Origin of the sequence: Nonomuraea sp. NPDC050310, assembly GCF_040655795.1 — a bacterium.
Taxonomy (GTDB): Bacteria; Actinomycetota; Actinomycetes; order Streptosporangiales; family Streptosporangiaceae; genus Nonomuraea.
On sequence record NZ_JBFAKP010000001.1, the window covers coordinates 264,270 to 282,624 of the forward strand.

Sequence of the window (18,355 nt, forward strand, 5' to 3'; positions counted from 1 at the left end):
CGAGACGACGAGGACGCGAGAGAAGTGGCCAGCACAGCTGCCCTTGACCTGGCCAAGATCCGCAACATCGGGATCATGGCCCACATCGACGCGGGCAAGACCACCACGACCGAGCGCATCCTGTTCTACACCGGTATCAACTACAAGATCGGTGAAGTCCACGACGGCGCTGCCACGATGGACTGGATGGAGCAGGAGCAGGAGCGCGGCATCACGATCACGTCGGCCGCGACGACCTGTGAGTGGCTCGGTCACACCATCAACATCATCGACACCCCGGGTCACGTCGACTTCACCATCGAGGTGGAGCGTTCGCTCCGCGTCCTCGACGGCGCTGTCGCCGTGTTCGACGGTGTCGCCGGTGTCGAGCCGCAGTCGGAGACGGTGTGGCGTCAGGCTGACCGCTACGGCGTGCCCCGCATCTGCTTCGTGAACAAGATGGACCGGGTCGGCGCGGAGTTCCACCGCTGCGTCGACATGATGATCAGCCGTCTGGGTGCGACCCCGGCTGTCATCCAGCTCCCCTGGGGCGTTGAGGCCGGCTTCAAGGGCGTCATCGACCTGGTGAAGATGAAGGGTCTGCTCTGGCCGGAAGAGGCGGCCAAGGGCGAGATGTACGAGACCGTCGACATCCCCGCCGACCACGCCGAGACCGCCCGTGAGTGGCGCGACAAGCTGGTCGAGACCGTCGCCGAGAACGACGACGAGCTGATGGAGCTCTTCCTCGAGGGCACCGAGCCCACCGAGGAGCAGCTGGTCGCGGCGATCCGCCGCGCGACGCTGTCCAGCGCCATCAACCCGGTTCTCACCGGCACCGCGTTCAAGAACAAGGGCGTCCAGCCCCTGCTCGACGCGATCGTGGCCTACCTGCCCGCGCCGCTCGACATCCCGGCCTTCAAGGGTCACGCTGTCGGCGACGAGGACGAGGTCATCGAGCGTCACGCGGACGTCAGCGAGCCCTTCTCCGCGCTTGCCTTCAAGATCATGAGCGACCCGCACCTGGGCCGTCTGACCTACATCCGCATCTACTCGGGCACGCTCGAGACCGGCACCGCGGTGATCAACTCGGTGAAGGGCAAGAAGGAGCGGATCGGCAAGATCTACCAGATGCACGCGAACAAGCGCGAAGAGCGCCCGGTCGCGCACGCTGGTTCGATCGTCGCCGTCATGGGCCTGAAGGACACCACGACCGGTGACACGCTGAGTGACCCGGCCAACCAGGTCGTCCTCGAGTCGATGACGTTCCCGGCCCCGGTCATCAACGTGGCCATCGAGCCGAAGACCAAGGGCGACCAGGAGAAGCTGTCCACCGCCATCCAGCGTCTGGCCGAGGAGGACCCGTCCTTCCAGGTCCGCCGCGACGAGGAGACCGGTCAGACGGTCATCTGGGGCATGGGCGAGCTTCACCTGGAGATCCTCGTCGACCGTATGCGTCGCGAGTTCAAGGTCGAGGCCAACGTCGGCCGCCCGCAGGTCGCCTACCGCGAGACCATCCGCCGCAAGGTGGAGAAGGTCGACTACACCCACAAGAAGCAGACCGGTGGTTCCGGTCAGTTCGCGCGGGTCATCATCGACCTGGAGCCGCTGGGCGAGGGCAACGACGGCTACGAGTTCCAGAACAAGGTCTCGGGTGGTCGTGTCCCGAGGGAGTACATCCCCTCGGTCGACGCGGGCGCCCAGGAGGCGGCCGAGTTCGGCGTGCTGGCCGGCTACCCGATGGTGGGCGTGAAGGTTACGCTGACCGACGGTGCCGCGCACGACGTCGACTCCTCGGAAATGGCCTTCAAGATCGCCGGATCGATGGCCTTCAAGGAGGCCGCTCGTAAGGCGGACGCTGTGCTCCTTGAGCCGATGATGGCCGTCGAGGTCACCACGCCCGAGGACTACATGGGTGACGTCATCGGTGACCTCAACGGTCGCCGCGGGCAGATCCAGTCGATGGACGAGCGCGCCGGCGCCCGTGTCATCGCGGCGCTCGTGCCGCTCTCTGAGATGTTCGGCTACGTGGGTGACCTGCGTAGCAAGACGCAGGGACGCGCGAGCTACAGCATGCAGTTCGACTCCTACTCGGAGGTGCCGCCCGGCATCGCCAAGGAGATCGTCGCGAAGGCCCGGGGCGAATAGTCCTGGTGATCCGGCGGGCCATCCGCCCGCCGGGCATCGGGACCACCACCCTGGTCCCTGACGGAGGTCCCGCGAGGGATCTCCGTCGCTCAGGGGTTCGGGATCACCCGGGCCCGAGTGTGAAGACGAAAGTCAGTCAGATTCTCTAAGGAGAGAACCAGTGGCTAAGGCCAAGTTCGAGCGGACTAAGCCGCACGTGAACATCGGCACCATTGGGCACATCGACCACGGCAAGACCACTCTGACCGCGGCGATCACCCAGGTGCTCCACAAGCGCTACCCGAACCTCAACGAGGCGACCCCGTTCGACAAGATCGACAAGGCGCCCGAGGAGAAGGCTCGTGGTATCACGATCTCCATCGCGCACGTCGAGTACCAGACCGAGAAGCGCCACTACGCTCACGTGGACTGCCCCGGTCACGCCGACTACGTGAAGAACATGATCACCGGTGCGGCGCAGATGGACGGCGCGATCCTCGTGGTCGCCGCCACCGACGGCCCGATGCCGCAGACCAAGGAGCACGTGCTCCTGGCCCGCCAGGTCGGCGTCCCCTACATCGTCGTGGCTCTGAACAAGTCCGACATGGTGGACGACGAGGAGATCCTGGAGCTCGTCGAGCTCGAGGTCCGTGAGCTGCTCTCGGCTCAGGAGTTCCCCGGCGACGACCTGCCCGTCGTCCGCGTCTCCGCGCTCAAGGCTCTTGAGGGCGACGAGAAGTGGGAAGACAGCATCATCGAGCTGATGACCGCTGTCGACGACAACGTTCCCGAGCCGGTCCGTGAGACCGACAAGCCGTTCCTGATGCCGGTCGAGGACGTCTTCTCGATCACCGGCCGCGGCACCGTCGTCACCGGCCGTATCGAGCGTGGCATCGTCAAGGTCTCCGAGACCGTCGACATCATCGGCATCCGCCCGGAGAAGACCACCACCACGGTCACCGGCGTCGAGATGTTCCGCAAGCTGCTCGACGAGGGCCAGGCGGGCGACAACGTCGGTCTGCTCCTCCGTGGCATCAAGCGCGAGGACGTCGAGCGCGGCCAGTGCATCATCAAGCCGGGCACCACGACCCCGCACACCGAGTTCGAGGCCCAGGTCTACATCCTGAGCAAGGACGAGGGCGGCCGTCACACGCCGTTCTTCAACAACTACCGTCCTCAGTTCTACTTCCGTACGACTGACGTGACCGGTGTGGTGAACCTCCCCGAGGGCACCGAGATGGTCATGCCTGGCGACAACACTGAGATGCGCGTCGAGCTCATCCAGCCCATCGCCATGGAGGACGGCCTCAAGTTCGCCATCCGTGAGGGTGGTCGGACCGTCGGCGCCGGCCGAGTCACCAAGATCATCAAGTAGTTGGGAAGCGGCCGGTTCCACCAGGGGCCGGCCGCCTCTCACTGTGCGAGGCCCGTCGTCCGGTACGGCAGGCCTCGCGGCACAGACCTCGCATGAGGGCCGTGATCCAGCAGTTAGCTCGGTCACATCGACCGAGATGACTGCCGGATCACGGAAGAAACGACAGATCAACGACGTCTGTCATGTGGGGTCAACCAGGGTGACGCGAACCTGGCCGGAGCACCTGCTCACAGCGGGTAATCTGGTAGGTCGACTCACCCACGCGGCATCCTGCCGCTCGTTACTTTTTCAGACGACAGTGAAGGACACCGAGGCCATTATGGCGGGACAGAAGATCCGCATTCGGCTCAAGGCCTATGACCACGAGGTCATCGACATCTCGGCTAAGAAGATCGTCGAGACTGTGACGCGGACTGGCGCGAAGGTCGCGGGCCCGGTGCCGCTGCCGACCGAGAAGAACGTGTACTGCGTCATCCGCTCGCCGCACAAGTACAAGGACAGCCGCGAGCACTTTGAGATGCGCACGCACAAGCGGCTGATTGACATCATCGACCCGACGCCCAAGACCGTCGACTCGCTCATGCGTCTCGACCTTCCGGCTGGCGTCGACATCTCGATCAAGCTCTGAGGGACACACTGACATGGCTAAGACGATCAAGGGCGTCCTGGGCAAGAAGCTCGGCATGACCCAGGTCTTCGACGCGGACAACCGGCTGGTTCCGGTCACCGTGGTCGAGGCCGGTCCGTGTGTGGTGACCCGCATCCGCAACGCTGAGAAGGACGGCTACTCGGCCATCCAGCTCGGCTTCGGCCAGGTCGACCCCCGGAAGGTCAACAAGCCGCTCGGCGACTACCTGCGTAAGCACGACATCACCCCGCGCCGCTACTTCGCGGAGATCCGCACGGACGACGCGGGCGACTACACCCTGGGCCAGGAGCTCCTGGCCGACACCTTCGAGGCCGGCCAGTACGTCGACGTGACTGGCAAGTCCAAGGGCAAGGGTTTCGCGGGTGTCATGAAGCGCCACGGTTTCGGTGGCCTGGGTGCCTCGCACGGCACGCAGCGCAAGCACCGCTCGCCGGGTTCCATCGGTGGCTGCGCCACCCCGGGACGCGTTTTCAAGGGTCTGCGCATGGCCGGTCGGATGGGTAACGTCCGCACCACCGTGCAGAGCCTCAAGGTTCACGCCGTCGACGCCGAGAAGGGTCTCATCCTGATCAAGGGTGCGATTCCCGGCGCGAACGGCAGCCTGGTCCTCGTCCGCACCGCTGCCAAGAAGGGGGCTGCCAAGTGACCAGCATTGACGTCCTCGACGCCAGCGGCGCCAAGGCCGGCTCCGTCGACCTGCCCGAAGACATCTTCGGTGCCAAGGTCAACGTTCCGCTCATCCACCAGGTGGTCGTGGCCCAGCTCGCCGCTCGCCGGCAGGGCACGCACAAGGCCAAGACCCGTGGTGAGGTCCGTGGTGGTGGCAAGAAGCCGTACCGCCAGAAGGGCACCGGCCGCGCCCGTCAGGGTTCGACCCGTGCGCCGCAGTTCACCGGCGGCGGCGTCGTCCACGGCCCGGTTCCCCGCGACTACTCGCAGCGGACCCCCAAGAAGATGAAGGCCGCCGCTCTCCGCGGCGCGCTGTCGGACCGCGCGTCCGGCGGCCGCGTGCACGTGGTGAGCACCCTGGTCACGGGCGAGACGCCCAAGACCAAGGCGGCCCTCGACGCACTGCGCAAGATCACCCAGGGCCAGCGGGTCCTCGTCGTGGTTGACGAGACCGACCAGCTCACCTGGCTGAGCCTGCGCAACGCTCCCGAGGTCCACCTGCTGGACGCCGGGCAGCTCAACACCTACGACGTGCTCTGCAGCGACGACGTGGTCTTCACCCAGGTGGCGTACGACCAGGTCGTGGCTCGGCTGAGCCAGGGCGCCGGGAAGGAAGACGCCTGATGGAGAAGATCGCCGACCCGCGCGACATCATCATCAAGCCCGTGGTCTCCGAGAAGAGCTACGGCCTGATCGATGAGCACAACAAGTACACGTTCCTGGTGCGGACGACCGCGAACAAGACCGCGATCAAGATCGCGATCGAGAAGATCTTCGAGGTTAAGGTCACCAGCGTGAACACCATCAACCGGACGGGCAAGCGCAAGCGCACCCGCACCGGTTACGGCAAGCGTCCCGACACCAAGCGCGCGGTTGTGAGCTTGGCCGAGGGCGACCGCATCGACATCTTCGGTGCTGTCGGTTAATTCCGCGCCTGCCGTACATAGCTAGGAACGGGCGAACCGCCGCACGAGAGTGCGGCGGGTTCACCCATGTAACCGACAAAGGATGAACGAAAAAGATGGGCATCCGTAAGTACAAGCCGACGACCCCGGGTCGCCGCGGCTCGAGTGTCTCGGACTTTTCCGAGATCACCCGCAGCACGCCGGAGAAGTCGCTGCTTGCTCCCCTTCACAGCAAGGGCGGCCGTAACGCTCACGGCCGAGTCACCGCCCGCCACCAGGGCGGCGGTCACAAGCGCGCCTACCGGATCATCGACTTCCGGCGGCACGACAAGGACGGCATCCCGGCCAAGGTCGCTCACATCGAGTACGACCCCAACCGCACCGCCAACATTGCTCTGCTGCACTACGCCGACGGCGAGAAGCGCTACATCATCGCGCCGACCGGCCTCAAGCAGGGCGACCGCATCGAGAACGGCCCCGGCGCCGACATCAAGCCGGGCAACTGCCTCCCGCTGCGCAACATCCCGACCGGTACCTTCATCCACGCGGTGGAGCTCCGTCCGGGCGGTGGCGCGAAGCTGGGCCGGTCCGCGGGCGCTCAGATCCAGCTGCTCGCGAAGGAAGGCCAGTACGCCACCCTGCGTATGCCCTCCGGCGAAATGCGTATGGTCGACGTCCGCTGCCGCGCTGCGGTCGGCCAGGTCGGCAACGCCGAGCAGGGCAACATCAACTGGGGCAAGGCCGGCCGTATGCGGTGGAAGGGCAAGCGCCCGACCGTCCGTGGTGTCGCGATGAACCCCGTCGACCACCCGCACGGTGGTGGTGAGGGCAAGACCTCCGGTGGTCGCCACCCGGTCAACCCCAAGGGCAAGCCCGAGGGTCGTACCCGTCAGGCGAACAAGGCCAGCGACAGGCTGATCATCCGCCGTCGGTCCAAGAGGAAGAAGCGGTAGGAGCAGCCAGAATGCCACGTAGCCTTAAGAAGGGTCCCTTCGTGGACGAGCACCTTCAGAAGAAGGTGGACGCCCAGAACGAGAAGGGCACCAAGAACGTCATCAAGACGTGGTCGCGGCGCTCCATGATCGTGCCGGCCATGATCGGCCACACGATCGCCGTCCACGACGGCCGCAAGCACGTGCCGGTGTTCGTCACCGACTCGATGATCGGTCACAAGCTGGGCGAGTTCGCGCCCACGCGCACGTTCCGCAGCCACGTCAAGGAAGACCGCCGCAGCCGGCGGTAAGCGTCTCGGAAGTAGGAGAAAGCGATGGAAGCCAGGGCTCAGGCGCGGTTCGTCCGTGTCACGCCCCAGAAGGCCCGCCGCGTGGTGGACCTCATTCGCGGGCTGCCCGCTTCGGAGGCGCAGGCCGTGCTGCAGTTCGCTCCCCAGTCGGCGAGCGAGCCGATCTACAAGGTGCTCAGCAGCGCCGTGGCGAACGCGGAGCACAACTTCGACCTCGACCCGGCCACGCTCGTCGTGAGCCGCGCGTGGGTCGACGAGGGCCCGACGCTGAAGCGGTTCCGTCCGCGCGCCCAGGGTCGTGCCTACCGGATCAACAAGCGGACCAGCCACATCACTGTGATCGTGGAATCCCGCGAGCCGAAGGGAAGGACCCGATAGTGGGCCAGAAGGTTAACCCGCACGGGTTCCGCCTCGGCATCACGACCGACTTCAAGAGCCGGTGGTACGCCGACAAGCTCTACAAGTCGTATGTCGCTGAGGATGTCGCCATCCGCCGCATGCTCCAGAAGGGCATGGAGCGGGCCGGCATCTCCAAGGTCGAGATCGAGCGCACGACGGACCGCGTCCAGGTGGACATCCACACCGCGCGTCCCGGCATCGTCATCGGCCGCCGCGGCGCCGAGGCGGACCGTATCCGTGGCGACCTCGAGAAGCTGACCAAGAAGCAGGTCCAGCTCAACATCCTCGAGGTGAAGAACCCGGAGATCGACGCTCAGCTCGTCGCTCAGGGTGTCGCCGAGCAGCTGTCGAGCCGCGTCTCGTTCCGCCGTGCCATGCGCAAGGCGATGCAGTCGGCCATGAAGTCCGGCGCCAAGGGCATCCGTGTCCAGTGCTCCGGTCGTCTGGGCGGCGCCGAGATGTCCCGCTCGGAGTTCTACCGCGAGGGCCGCGTGCCCCTGCACACGCTCCGCGCGGAGATCGACTACGGCTTCTACGAGGCCCGCACGACCTTCGGCCGCATCGGCGTGAAGGTCTGGATCTACAAGGGTGAGGCTCCCACCAGCCGCGCCGAGCGCGAGGCGGCTGCCGCCGGTGCTCGTGCCGGTCAGCGTCGCGAGCGCGACGACCGTCGCGGTGGCGGCGGCGACCGTCCGCGTCGTGGTGGTGGCGACCGTCCGCGCCGTGGTGGCGCTGCCGGTGGCCGCGGAGACCGCGCCCCCCGTACCGAGGCGGCCTCCCAGGCTGCCCCCGAGACCGGCCCGGCCACGCAGCCGGGTGCTGAAGGGAGCTGACCATGCTGATCCCTCGCAGGGTCAAGCACCGCAAGCAGCACCGGCCTGACCGGAGCGGCGCCGCCAAGGGCGGCACCAGGGTCACGTTCGGCGAGTTCGGCATTCAGGCGATTGAGCACTCCTACGTGACCAACCGCCAGATCGAGTCCGCTCGTATCGCGATGACCCGGCACATCCGCCGTGGCGGAAAGGTCTGGATCAACATCTACCCGGACCGTCCGCTGACCAAGAAGCCGGCCGAGACCCGCATGGGTTCCGGTAAGGGTTCGCCGGAGTGGTGGATCGCCAACGTCAAGCCCGGGCGCGTCATGTTCGAGCTGTCCGGTGTCGCCGAGCCGATCGCCCGTGAGGCGCTCAAGCGGGCGATCCACAAGCTCCCGATGAAGTGCAAGATCGTTAAGCGTGAAGTGGGTGAGGCGTGATGGCTAAGGGTCTGACCGCCGGTGATCTGCGTGAAGAGGACCAGGACTCCCTGGTCACGAAGCTGAAGGAAGCCAAGGAGGAGCTCTTCAACCTCCGCTTCCAGGCTGCCACCGGTCAGCTTGAGAGCCACGGGCGGCTCCGGGCTGTCCGTCGAGAGATCGCCCGAATCTACACCGTGATGCGCGAGCGTGAGCTCGGGATCGTCACGGTTGTCGAGAAGGAGTCGAGCGATGTCTGAGGCCACCGAGACCACCGCGCGTAACTACCGCAAGACCCGTGAGGGCCTGGTCGTCAGCGACAAGATGGACAAGACCGTGGTCGTGTCCGTCGAGGACCGCGTCAAGCACCCGCTGTACGGCAAGGTTATCCGCAGGACGAAGAAGTACAAGGCGCACGACGAGCAGAACACCTGCGGCGTCGGCGACCGCGTCCTTCTGATGGAGACCCGTCCGATGTCCGCCACCAAGCGGTGGCGCGTCGTGGAGATCCTCGAGAAGGCCAAGTAGTCCGTTGAGCCGGTGTGCTTGTGGTATAGAGCACGCCGGCTCTACCGGTAAGCTGGGCATTCGCGCCTCCGTGGCGGGCTAGCCCCCGGGGAGGCGCATCGCGCCTGCGTGGGGGCCTTCCCCATGGAGGCGTCCAAGGGCGGAGCCGCTGGCTCCGCCGCCTGCGGGGCGATCCGCTTCCGGTACGGCATGCCGTACGGGAAGAGGGGTTGTCGCCGGAGGACCAAGACCATGAAGTTCCGCAAGGCTCGCGCCCAGGCGCCGAGAACCGGCGGAGACCAACAGGAGAAGACGTGATCCAGCAGGAGTCACGACTCAAGGTTGCCGACAACACCGGTGCGAAGGAAATCCTCTGCATCCGTGTCCTCGGCGGCTCGGGTCGGCGCTACGCGGGTATCGGCGACATCATCGTCGCCACGGTCAAGGACGCCCTCCCCGGTTCGACCGGTGTGAAGAAGGGTGACGTCGTCAAGGCGGTCGTCGTGCGCACGACCAAGGAGCGCCGTCGTCCCGACGGTTCCTACATTCGCTTCGACGAGAACGCCGCCGTCATCATCAAGGACAGCGGCGACCCCCGCGGCACCCGCATCTTCGGCCCGGTGGGCCGCGAGCTGCGCGACAAGAAGTTCATGCGCATCATCTCGCTCGCTCCGGAGGTGCTGTGATGCCGAAGTCCCTGCACGTGAAGAAGGGTGACCTGGTTCAGGTCATCGCCGGCAAGGACAAGGGCGTCAAGGGCCGTGTCATCGCCACCAACCCGCGCGAGGACCGCGTGGTTGTCGAGGGCGTCAACATGGTGACCAAGCACGCCAAGGAGAACTTCCAGGGCCCGCGCGGCGCCAAGCAGGGCGGCGTGCAGCGGATGGAGGCTCCGATCCACGTGAGCAACGTCAAGAAGCTCAAGGACGAAAAGCCTGCCGACAAGAAGAAGGACGAGTCGGAAGGTGAGGACAAGTAATGACTGAGACGACTGTCGAGCGTCCCACCCCTCGCCTGAAGACGAAGTACCGCGAGGAGATCATCGCCAAGCTCCGCGAGGAGTTCGGCATCGAGAACGTCATGCTCGTCCCGGGCCTGACCAAGATCAAGGTCAACATGGGTGTCGGCGAGGCCGCTCGCGACTCCAAGCTGATCGAGGGCGCCGTCCGCGACCTCACCGTCATCACCGGCCAGAAGCCGGCTGTCGTCCGCGCCCGCAAGTCCATCGCGCAGTTCAAGCTGCGCGAGGGCATGCCGATCGGCGCGCACGTCACGCTGCGTGGCGACCGCATGTGGGAGTTCCTCGACAGGCTGCTGTCGCTGGCCCTCCCGCGTATCCGCGACTTCCGCGGCCTGTCGCCCAAGCAGTTCGACGGCAACGGGAACTACACCTTCGGTCTGACCGAGCAGGTCATGTTCCACGAGGTCGACCAGGACAAGGTCGACCGGCCCCGCGGTATGGACATCACGCTGGTGACCACCGCGAAGACCGACGACCAGGGCCGGGCGCTGCTCAAGCACCTCGGTTTCCCGTTCAAGGAGGCCTGATCTAGATGGCTAAGACGTCTCTGAAGGTGAAGGCCGCGCGGAAGGCGAAGTTCGCCGTGCGCGCCTACACCCGGTGCTCCCGCTGCGGCCGTCCGCGCGCCGTTTACAAGAAGTTCGGCCTGTGCCGCGTGTGCTTCCGTGAGATGGCGCACCGCGGCGAGCTGCCGGGCATCACCAAGTCCAGCTGGTGACCTTCCCTTCGGGGAGGTGACCGCTTCCGCCCCGGGACCTCGTGTCCCGGGGCATATGCCCGGAGGGTTCGCCCGCCGGGACGCTATGTAAATCAGGTCGCCCGCCGGGCGACCGTGACCACGCTGTAGGTCCCCTCGGCAGAGTTTCACTCGGCTGGGACGGAAACCGCCGCGAGGAAGGCCGTTGGCCATGACGATGACCGACCCGATCGCAGACATGCTGACTCGTCTGCGGAATGCGAATTCGGCATATCACGACTCCGTGTCGATGCCGTATTCCAAGATCAAGGCGCACATCGCCGAGATCCTCCAGCAGGAGGGCTACATCCAGTCTTGGACCGTCGAGGACGCCAAGCCTGCGAAGCAGCTCGTTCTGGAGCTCAAGTTCGGGCCGAGCCGTGAGCGTTCGCTCGCGGGGCTGCGCCGGGTTTCCAAGCCCGGGCTGCGTGTTTATGCAAAGAAGGACAACCTGCCGCGGGTTCTGGGTGGGCTGGGCGTCGCGATCATCTCGACGTCGGCCGGGCTCATGACCGACAAGCAGGCCGGCAAGCGTGGCGTGGGCGGGGAAGTCCTCGCCTACGTCTGGTAACGAGGGGAGGAACACAGCATGTCGCGTATCGGACGACTGCCGATCCCCGTGCCAGGCGGAGTCGAGATCAAGATCGACGGCCAGCTCGTCGAGGTGAAGGGTCCGAAGGGCAAGCTCAACCACAACGTGGCGGAGCCCATCACCGTGGCCCAGGAGGACGGCAGCGTTACCGTCTCCCGCCCGAACGACGAGAACAAGGTCCGCGCTCTGCACGGCCTGTCTCGCACGCTGATCGCCAACATGGTGACCGGCGTCACGCAGGGTTACACCAAGACGCTCGAGATCGTGGGTGTCGGTTACCGTGTCGCGGCCAAGGGCCCGACGCAACTGGAGTTCGCTCTGGGCTTCAGCCACCCCGTGATCGTGGACGCCCCCGAGGGCATCACCTTCCGGGTCGAGAAGCCGACTCTCTTCCACGTCGACGGCATCGACAAGCAGAAGGTCGGCGAGGTCGCCGCGAACATCCGCAAGCTCCGCAAGCCCGACCCGTACAAGGGCAAGGGCGTGCGGTACCAGGGTGAGCAGATCCGCCGCAAGGTCGGAAAGGCTGGTAAGTAGCGATGGCTGGCAAGATCGCGCACGGCAAGCACACGGCTGGTCGCGCCGTCTCGCGGGCCCGTCGGCACAGCCGGATCCGCAAGAAGGTCTTCGGTACGGCGGAGCGTCCTCGCCTCGTCGTCAACCGCTCGACCCGTCACCTGTTCGTCCAGATCGTGGACGACAACGCCGGCCACACGCTGGTGAGCGCCTCCACCATGGACGCCTCCCTGCGCACGGCCGAGGGCGACAAGACGGCGAAGGCCAAGAAGGTCGGCGAGCTCCTCGCTCAGCGGGCCAAGGAGGCCGGTATCAGCTCGGTCGTTTTCGACCGTGGCGGTAACCGGTACGCCGGTCGCATCGCGGCCCTGGCGGACAGCGCTCGCGAAGGCGGGCTCGAGTTCTGATGGCAACTGAGAAGAGGAACCACTGATGGCTGCAGCTCCGCGTCGCGGTGGCGGCACCGGTGGCGAGCGGCGGGACCGTCGTGACGATCGCCGCGGTGGCGCCGCTGACAAGGGCGTCTCGTACATCGAGCGTGTAGTGAAGATCAACCGAGTGGCCAAGGTCGTGAAGGGTGGTCGTCGCTTCAGCTTCACCGCCCTGGTTGTCGTCGGTGACGGCAACGGCCTGGTCGGCGTCGGTTACGGCAAGGCCAAGGAAGTCCCCGCGGCCATCGCCAAGGGTGTCGAGGAGGCGAAGAAGCACTTCTTCCGCGTCCCGCGCATCCAGGGCACCATCCCGCACACCGTGCAGGGTGAGGAGGCGGCCGGCGTCGTCTTCCTGCGTCCGGCCTCGCCCGGTACCGGCGTCATCGCCGGTGGTCCGGTGCGCGCCGTGCTGGAGTGCGCCGGGATCCACGACGTGCTGTCCAAGTCGCTCGGCTCGGACAACCCGATCAACATCGTCCACGCCACCGTGGCGGCGCTGAAGGGTCTGTCGACCCCCGAGGCGATCGCTGCCCGTCGTGGCCTGGCGATCGAGGACGTCGCGCCCAAGGCCATGCTCAAGGCTCGCGCCGAGGGCATCGCCGAGGCTGCCGCGTTGGCGAAGGCGGTGAGCTAGTCATGGGTCGCCTGAAGATCACTCAGGTCCGTTCCAAGATCGGTGGCAAGCAGGACCAGCGTGACTCGCTGCGTTCGCTTGGCCTGAAGCGAATCGGCGACGTCGTGGTCAAGGAGGACCGCCCGGAGATCCGCGGCATGGTCCACAAGGTCACGCACCTCGTCGACGTGGAAGAGGTCGACTAGTCATGACTGACAAGGCTCCGCTCAAGATTCACGACCTCCGTCCCGCCCCCGGCGCCAACAAGGCCAAGGTCCGCAAGGGCCGTGGCGAGGCGTCCAAGGGTAAGACGGCCGGTCGCGGCACCAAGGGCTCGCGGGCCCGTACCACGGTTCCCCTCGGTTTCGAGGGTGGCCAGGTGCCGCTGCAGCGTCGCCTGCCGAAGCTCAAGGGCTTCAGCAACGCGCTGTTCAAGACGACCTACCAGGTCGTCAACCTGGACAAGCTCGGCGAGGCGTTCCCCCAGGGTGGCGAGGTCACCGTTGAGGGGCTCATCGCCAAGGGCCTGGTCCGCAAGAACCAGCCGGTCAAGGTCCTCGGCACTGGCGACATCTCGGTCGCGGTGAACGTGACGGCGCATGCCTTCTCGTCCTCCGCGAAGGAGAAGATCGCCGCTGCCGGTGGTTCCGCTACCGAGCTGTAACAGCTATTACGAGGCGCGAGGGTTCGTCAATGGGCCCTCGCGCCCGTAGTGCGTTAGAGTTCGCCGAGACGGTAGTAATGCCGTCTGTCTGACCCGAGATTTCAGATGGCAGACCCCCGCACCATCGCAGACTCATATCGCCTGAAAGGCGCGCAGGAGGGACCGTGCTGACCGCGTTTACCCGGGCGTTCCGGACGCCGGACCTGCGCAAGAAGTTGCTCTTCACGCTGGGCATCATCGCGCTGTTCCGACTCGGCTCGGTTCTCCCGACTCCGGGTGTCGACGTAAACAACATTGCAAAGTGCTACGAGGTCGTCCGTCAGGGCGACGCCAGCAACATCTACGGCATGGTGCAGTTGTTCAGCGGCGGCGCTCTCCTGAAGCTGTCGGTGTTCGCGCTGGGCATCATGCCTTACATCACCGCGAGCATCATTCTCCAGTTGCTCGTGGTCGTGATTCCGCGGCTCGAGGCCCTCAAGAAGGAGGGACAGTCCGGCCAGGCGAAGATCACGCAGTACACGCGTTATCTGACCATCGGTCTGGCGATCCTCCAGTCCACCGCCTTCATCGCGCTGGCCCGTAGCGGCCAGCTCTTCCAGGGCTGCAACGAGGAAGTCCTCCTCGATCCCGACAACGTCTTCAGCATCGTCACCATGGTGATCATCATGACGGCCGGCACCTCGGTCATCATGTGGCTGGGCGAGCTCATCACCGACCGTGGCGTCGGCAACGGCATGTCCATCCTGATCTTCACCCAGGTCATCGCGGTGTTCCCGTCGGAGCTGGCCAGCATCTTCCAGAAGAGCCCGTTCACCTTCTCCGCGGTTCTGGTGGTCGGCGTCTTCATGATCGCGGCGGTGGTCTTCGTCGAGCAGGCGCAGCGCCGGATCCCGGTGCAGTACGCCAAGCGGATGGTGGGTCGCCGGATGTACGGCGGCACGTCCACCTACATCCCGCTGAAGGTGAACCAGGCCGGCATCATCCCGGTCATCTTCGCCTCCTCGCTGCTGTACCTGCCGCAGCTGCTGACCTCGTTGTTCGCCAACACCGAAGACCCGAACGTGGTCATCCAGTGGATCGCGACCAACCTGGCCACCGGCACCGGCCCGTGGTACATGGGCATCTTCTTCGCACTGATCATCTTCTTCACCTACTTCTACGTGTCCATCACCTTCAACCCCGTTGAAGTGGCGGACAACATGAAGAAGTACGGTGGGTTCATCCCGGGCATCCGCCCGGGTCGGCCGACAGCCGAATATCTGGGCTACGTGCTCAACCGCCTGACCGCCCCGGGTTCGCTCTACCTGGGTCTGATCTCCATGGTCCCGATCATCGCGCTGTCGATCGCGGGCGCGAGCCAGAACTTCCCGTTCGGAGGGACGAGCATCCTGATCATGGTCGGTGTTGGACTTGACACGGTGAAGCAGATCGAAAGCCAGCTCCAGCAGCGCAACTACGAAGGTTTCCTGCGGTAGATGCGTCTGGTTCTGGTCGGGCCCCCCGGAGCGGGTAAGGGGACACAGGCCCAGTACATCGCCTCTAACCTGTCGATCCCGAAAATCTCGACAGGCGACATCTTCCGTGCCAATGTGTCGGGCGGCACGGAGCTCGGCAAGCTTGCCAAGTCCTACATGGACCGTGGTGACCTCGTGCCCGACGAGGTCACCGTCGCCATGGTTCGCGACCGGCTCTCCGAGGACGACGCGCAGGACGGTTTCCTGCTCGACGGCTTCCCCAGGAACGTGCCCCAGGCCGAGATCCTGAAGAAGATGCTCCTCGACTGGGGTCATTCGCTGGACATCGTCCTCAACCTGATCGTCGACGACGACGAGGTGGTCCGCCGGCTCGCCGGCCGGCGCACCTGCAGCCAGTGCGGTCGCATCTGGCACGTCGAGTTCGACGACAAGCAGGACGACAAGTGCGACGCGTGCGGGGGCGCGCTGTTCCAGCGGGACGATGACAAGGAGGAGACCGTCAGGCACCGCCTGGAGGTCTACCAGGAGCAGACCGCTCCGCTCATCGAGTTCTACGCCGACGAGGGCATCCTGGTCGGGGTCGACGCCACCGGCCCGGTGGAGGAGATCACCCGCCGCGCGATGGATGCGCTGCGGCCCTACGCGGACTGATTTTGCTGCCTTGAGAGGTCCCTCGCGGTATCCGCGGGGGACCTTTCCTTTGGTGCCGCTTCGGTGGGGACTCGCCGTTATTGTTGGGGGAATTAGCCCGTTGGGGGGTGGCCGCAAGGTGTTCAAGAAGAACAGACACGGAATCCAGATCAAGTCGCCCGAGCAGCTCGACAAGATGCGGGCGGCCGGGCTGGTCGTCGGGCGCACGCTCCAGCTCCTGAAGGAGTCGGTCCAGCCGGGCATGACCCCGCTCGACCTGGACGCGATCGCGGAGAAGGCGATCCGCGAGGAGGGCGCGATCCCGTCCTTCAAGGGCTACCAGGGCTTCCCGGCCACGATCTGCGCGTCGGTCAACGACGAGGTCGTGCACGGCATCCCGGGTAGCGCGCGCAAGCTGCAGGAGGGGGACATCATCTCCATCGACTGCGGCGCGATCCTGGACGGCTGGCACGGCGACTCGGCGATCACCGTCCCGGTCGGGGAGGTCGACCCGGCGCTGACCGAGCTGATGCGGGTGACCGAGGAGTCGATGTGGCGGGGCATCGCCGCGCTGACCCCGGGGCGCCACCTGTCCGACATCGGGTATGAGATCGAGAAGTACGTGCGTTCGCAGGGCAAGTTCGGCATCCCTCAGGAGTACGGCGGGCACGGCATCGGCACCGAGATGCACATGGACCCGTGGGTGGCCAACCACGGCCGGCCGGGTCGCGGCCCGGTGCTGGAGGAGGGCATGTGCCTGGCCATCGAGCCCATGGTCAACCTCGGCACGCACCGCACTCGGGTGCTGGCCGACGACTGGACCGTGGTCACCATCGACGGCAAGGCCTCCGCGCACTTCGAGCACAGCGTCGCCGTGACACATAATGGTCCTTGGGTGCTAACTGCCATAGACGGTGGCAAGGAGCGCCTTTCGCACCCGCAGAAGAGCTGACCCCCGGGAGTGGTAGCGATGGCGCAGAGCCCCGAGATGCGAGCTTCCGACGTCGATCGTGATCGGGTGGCCGCGGTCCTGCGCGAGCACACCGCTCAGGGCCGGATCACCGTCGAGGAGTTCAACGAGCGGCTCGAACAGGTCTACGACAGCAAGACGTACGGCGAGTTGGCCCGGGTGACCTCCGACCTGCCGGACGTGGACCTGCGCGCCCAGCCGGCCCGGTTGCCGGCCGCCGCCTCGGCCAAGCCGGCCGTGCACAACGGCATGAAGGCGGCGTGGGCCGCCTGGGCCGCCGCCAGCGCGGTCAACTGGGTGATCTGGCTGATCATCAGCCTGTCGACCGGCGACTTCATCTACCCGTGGCCGTTGTGGGTCATGGGCCCGTGGGGCGCGATCCTGCTGGTCAGCACCCTGTTCGGCGGGGAGCAGCACAAGCGGGGTTAGCCGCGAAGGTGCACAAATACGATCTGTGCATTCGTGCGCAGAAGGTTCGGCGCCGGCTCCGTAGCTTGGGCGATGTCAGGGCGCACCACCCGACATCACCCAGGAGGATCAAGTGCGTAAGTTTCTCGCCGCCGCCGCTCTCGCCGGTTCGGTACTGACCGGGCTCGCGGTCGCCGCTCCCGCCCAGGCCGCCACCGAATCCGCTTCCGCCGGTGGCTGGGGCAAGCATTTCTCCAGCGACGGCAAGGCCTACACGTTCGGGACCACGTTCAAGGCCCACGGCAAGGTCTACACCCACTGGTACGGCGTCGACCGTCCCGGCGGCAAGCACGGCTACGTGTGGTTCTGGTACTTCAAGAACGGCCACTGGAACAAGAAGGTCTACCAGTGGGACGGCAAGACCGGGAAGAACGCGTGGTCCGGTCACGGGATCAAGAAGATGTACAGCTACACCTGCTGGGGCGGCAAGTTCGACAACTGCGGCAAGAAGCACTGGATCTACAAGTGAGTTAGCCGCTCGCCAGCCCCGCCACGGCCCGCCTCCACGAGGCGGGCCGTTCTCGTGTCTGGCTATAGACGCACTCTTTACCGCTCGTCGTAGTTGGTGGAGATCGGTCCGGGTAGACGATCTTTGTTGGCAACCGTCGTATGGGGGGAACGATGGGCGCAGTCGTTCGCGTCGCGCTGGGTGTGGTGGCAGGGGCCACGTTCGCGACGGGAGCCGCAGCGGCCGCCGAGTCCCGGGTGACGATCTACCCGCCCAACGCCCGGGCGGGTGACCAGGTCAGCATCTACGTCAGTGAGTGCGGCGCCGCGACCGGGGGCGTCACCGCTTCTTCGATGGCCTTCGAGGGCCGGCACGTACGGCTGACGCGATCGAGCCAGGGCGGGTGGACCGGACGCGTGGAGATCGACGACCGGGCTCGGGCGAGCGCGCACGAGGTGGTCGTGCGGTGCGCCGACGGGCTGGTCAAGGCCTACCTCAGCGTCGACGGGCGGGGCCGGCCGTACCCTCGGGTGGGGCCGGACACCGGGGGCGGCGGGCTCGCGGTGCGCGCCGAGCCATGGGAGCGGGCCGAGGAGCCCGGCGGCGCGGGGCGGGCGTTGTGGCTGGCCGGGGCGGTGGGCGTGCTGGCGCTGACCGCGGGCGCGGGCGTCGTGGCCGTGCGGCGCCGGCGCGGATCGGGCCAGTAG

General features: G+C 66.1%; 29 protein-coding genes. All 29 read left to right on the forward strand.

Annotated features, from left to right (window positions below; all coding sequences use genetic code 11):
* Positions 1-24: 24 nt before the first annotated feature.
* The 29 genes from fusA (at position 25) to AB0I67_RS01490 (ending at position 18,355) form a co-directional block, all read left to right on the forward strand.
* Positions 25-2,124, forward strand: coding sequence for an elongation factor G (fusA, locus tag AB0I67_RS01350; protein ID WP_357915748.1), 2,100 nt, complete (start codon positions 25-27; stop codon positions 2,122-2,124).
* A gap of 160 nt (positions 2,125-2,284) precedes the next feature.
* A complete protein-coding gene (tuf, locus tag AB0I67_RS01355) occupies positions 2,285-3,478 on the forward strand; it encodes an elongation factor Tu (RefSeq protein WP_357915751.1) in 1,194 nt (397 codons plus the stop codon).
* A gap of 319 nt (positions 3,479-3,797) precedes the next feature.
* Positions 3,798-4,106, forward strand: a complete 309-nt coding sequence (gene rpsJ / locus AB0I67_RS01360) for a 30S ribosomal protein S10 (RefSeq protein WP_357918332.1) — start codon at positions 3,798-3,800, stop codon at positions 4,104-4,106.
* 13 nt (positions 4,107-4,119) lie between these two features.
* On the forward strand, positions 4,120-4,773 hold the full coding sequence (rplC, locus tag AB0I67_RS01365; protein ID WP_357915754.1) for a 50S ribosomal protein L3: 654 nt from the start codon (positions 4,120-4,122) through the stop codon (positions 4,771-4,773).
* Positions 4,770-5,420, forward strand: a complete 651-nt coding sequence (gene rplD / locus AB0I67_RS01370) for a 50S ribosomal protein L4 (RefSeq protein WP_357915757.1) — start codon at positions 4,770-4,772, stop codon at positions 5,418-5,420. Before rplC ends, rplD begins: the two co-directional genes overlap by 4 nt.
* A complete protein-coding gene (gene rplW, locus AB0I67_RS01375) occupies positions 5,420-5,722 on the forward strand; it encodes a 50S ribosomal protein L23 (RefSeq protein WP_357915760.1) in 303 nt (100 codons plus the stop codon). Before rplD ends, rplW begins: the two co-directional genes overlap by 1 nt.
* A gap of 95 nt (positions 5,723-5,817) precedes the next feature.
* Positions 5,818-6,654, forward strand: coding sequence for a 50S ribosomal protein L2 (gene rplB, locus AB0I67_RS01380; protein WP_357915763.1), 837 nt, complete (start codon positions 5,818-5,820; stop codon positions 6,652-6,654).
* Between the two features lie 11 nt (positions 6,655-6,665).
* Positions 6,666-6,944 (forward strand): 30S ribosomal protein S19, encoded by a 279-nt coding sequence (rpsS, locus tag AB0I67_RS01385; RefSeq protein WP_357915766.1) that lies wholly within the window; start codon positions 6,666-6,668, stop codon positions 6,942-6,944.
* Positions 6,945-6,968: 24 nt separating this feature from the next.
* The gene (gene rplV, locus AB0I67_RS01390; RefSeq protein WP_357915769.1) at positions 6,969-7,322 is read left to right on the forward strand and encodes a 50S ribosomal protein L22; all 354 of its coding nucleotides are present in this window, start codon (positions 6,969-6,971) and stop codon (positions 7,320-7,322) included.
* Positions 7,322-8,176, forward strand: a complete 855-nt coding sequence (gene rpsC / locus AB0I67_RS01395; RefSeq protein ID WP_357915772.1) for a 30S ribosomal protein S3 — start codon at positions 7,322-7,324, stop codon at positions 8,174-8,176. Before rplV ends, rpsC begins: the two co-directional genes overlap by 1 nt.
* A gap of 2 nt (positions 8,177-8,178) precedes the next feature.
* Complete coding sequence (gene rplP / locus AB0I67_RS01400) at positions 8,179-8,598, forward strand: 50S ribosomal protein L16 (protein WP_357915775.1); 420 nt, start codon at positions 8,179-8,181, stop codon at positions 8,596-8,598.
* A complete protein-coding gene (gene rpmC, locus AB0I67_RS01405) occupies positions 8,598-8,837 on the forward strand; it encodes a 50S ribosomal protein L29 (RefSeq protein WP_357915778.1) in 240 nt (79 codons plus the stop codon). Before rplP ends, rpmC begins: the two co-directional genes overlap by 1 nt.
* Positions 8,830-9,105, forward strand: a complete 276-nt coding sequence (rpsQ, locus tag AB0I67_RS01410) for a 30S ribosomal protein S17 (protein ID WP_357915781.1) — start codon at positions 8,830-8,832, stop codon at positions 9,103-9,105. The genes rpmC and rpsQ overlap by 8 nt, the downstream gene beginning before the upstream one ends.
* A gap of 293 nt (positions 9,106-9,398) precedes the next feature.
* The gene (gene rplN / locus AB0I67_RS01415; protein ID WP_132617254.1) at positions 9,399-9,770 is read left to right on the forward strand and encodes a 50S ribosomal protein L14; all 372 of its coding nucleotides are present in this window, start codon (positions 9,399-9,401) and stop codon (positions 9,768-9,770) included.
* Between the two features lie 11 nt (positions 9,771-9,781).
* Positions 9,782-10,063 carry a 50S ribosomal protein L24 gene (rplX, locus tag AB0I67_RS01420; protein ID WP_357918335.1) on the forward strand — a complete coding sequence of 94 codons (282 nt, stop codon included), beginning with the start codon at positions 9,782-9,784 and terminating at the stop codon, positions 10,061-10,063.
* Positions 10,063-10,632, forward strand: a complete 570-nt coding sequence (rplE, locus tag AB0I67_RS01425; protein ID WP_181615879.1) for a 50S ribosomal protein L5 — start codon at positions 10,063-10,065, stop codon at positions 10,630-10,632. The genes rplX and rplE overlap by 1 nt, the downstream gene beginning before the upstream one ends.
* Positions 10,633-10,637: 5 nt before the next feature.
* On the forward strand, positions 10,638-10,823 hold the full coding sequence (locus AB0I67_RS01430; RefSeq protein WP_357915785.1) for a type Z 30S ribosomal protein S14: 186 nt from the start codon (positions 10,638-10,640) through the stop codon (positions 10,821-10,823).
* A gap of 190 nt (positions 10,824-11,013) precedes the next feature.
* A complete protein-coding gene (gene rpsH, locus AB0I67_RS01435; protein WP_357915788.1) occupies positions 11,014-11,412 on the forward strand; it encodes a 30S ribosomal protein S8 in 399 nt (132 codons plus the stop codon).
* A gap of 18 nt (positions 11,413-11,430) precedes the next feature.
* Entirely contained in the window at positions 11,431-11,970 is a 540-nt protein-coding gene (gene rplF / locus AB0I67_RS01440; protein ID WP_357915791.1) for a 50S ribosomal protein L6, read from the forward strand.
* A gap of 2 nt (positions 11,971-11,972) precedes the next feature.
* Complete coding sequence (gene rplR, locus AB0I67_RS01445; protein ID WP_357915794.1) at positions 11,973-12,356, forward strand: 50S ribosomal protein L18; 384 nt, start codon at positions 11,973-11,975, stop codon at positions 12,354-12,356.
* 25 nt (positions 12,357-12,381) lie between these two features.
* On the forward strand, positions 12,382-13,014 hold the full coding sequence (rpsE, locus tag AB0I67_RS01450) for a 30S ribosomal protein S5 (protein WP_357915797.1): 633 nt from the start codon (positions 12,382-12,384) through the stop codon (positions 13,012-13,014).
* Positions 13,015-13,016: 2 nt separating this feature from the next.
* Positions 13,017-13,199 carry a 50S ribosomal protein L30 gene (gene rpmD / locus AB0I67_RS01455; protein ID WP_181615885.1) on the forward strand — a complete coding sequence of 61 codons (183 nt, stop codon included), beginning with the start codon at positions 13,017-13,019 and terminating at the stop codon, positions 13,197-13,199.
* Between the two features lie 2 nt (positions 13,200-13,201).
* A complete protein-coding gene (rplO, locus tag AB0I67_RS01460) occupies positions 13,202-13,657 on the forward strand; it encodes a 50S ribosomal protein L15 (RefSeq protein WP_357915800.1) in 456 nt (151 codons plus the stop codon).
* A 164-nt stretch (positions 13,658-13,821) separates the two neighbouring features.
* Positions 13,822-15,132 (forward strand): preprotein translocase subunit SecY, encoded by a 1,311-nt coding sequence (secY, locus tag AB0I67_RS01465; RefSeq protein ID WP_357915803.1) that lies wholly within the window; start codon positions 13,822-13,824, stop codon positions 15,130-15,132.
* A complete protein-coding gene (locus AB0I67_RS01470; RefSeq protein WP_357915806.1) occupies positions 15,133-15,783 on the forward strand; it encodes an adenylate kinase in 651 nt (216 codons plus the stop codon).
* Positions 15,784-15,901: 118 nt separating this feature from the next.
* Positions 15,902-16,714 carry a type I methionyl aminopeptidase gene (gene map, locus AB0I67_RS01475; protein ID WP_357915809.1) on the forward strand — a complete coding sequence of 271 codons (813 nt, stop codon included), beginning with the start codon at positions 15,902-15,904 and terminating at the stop codon, positions 16,712-16,714.
* 18 nt (positions 16,715-16,732) lie between these two features.
* The gene (locus AB0I67_RS01480; RefSeq protein WP_357915812.1) at positions 16,733-17,161 is read left to right on the forward strand and encodes a DUF1707 domain-containing protein; all 429 of its coding nucleotides are present in this window, start codon (positions 16,733-16,735) and stop codon (positions 17,159-17,161) included.
* 112 nt (positions 17,162-17,273) lie between these two features.
* A complete protein-coding gene (locus AB0I67_RS01485) occupies positions 17,274-17,669 on the forward strand; it encodes a hypothetical protein (RefSeq protein ID WP_357915815.1) in 396 nt (131 codons plus the stop codon).
* 152 nt (positions 17,670-17,821) lie between these two features.
* A complete protein-coding gene (locus AB0I67_RS01490; protein ID WP_357915818.1) occupies positions 17,822-18,355 on the forward strand; it encodes a hypothetical protein in 534 nt (177 codons plus the stop codon).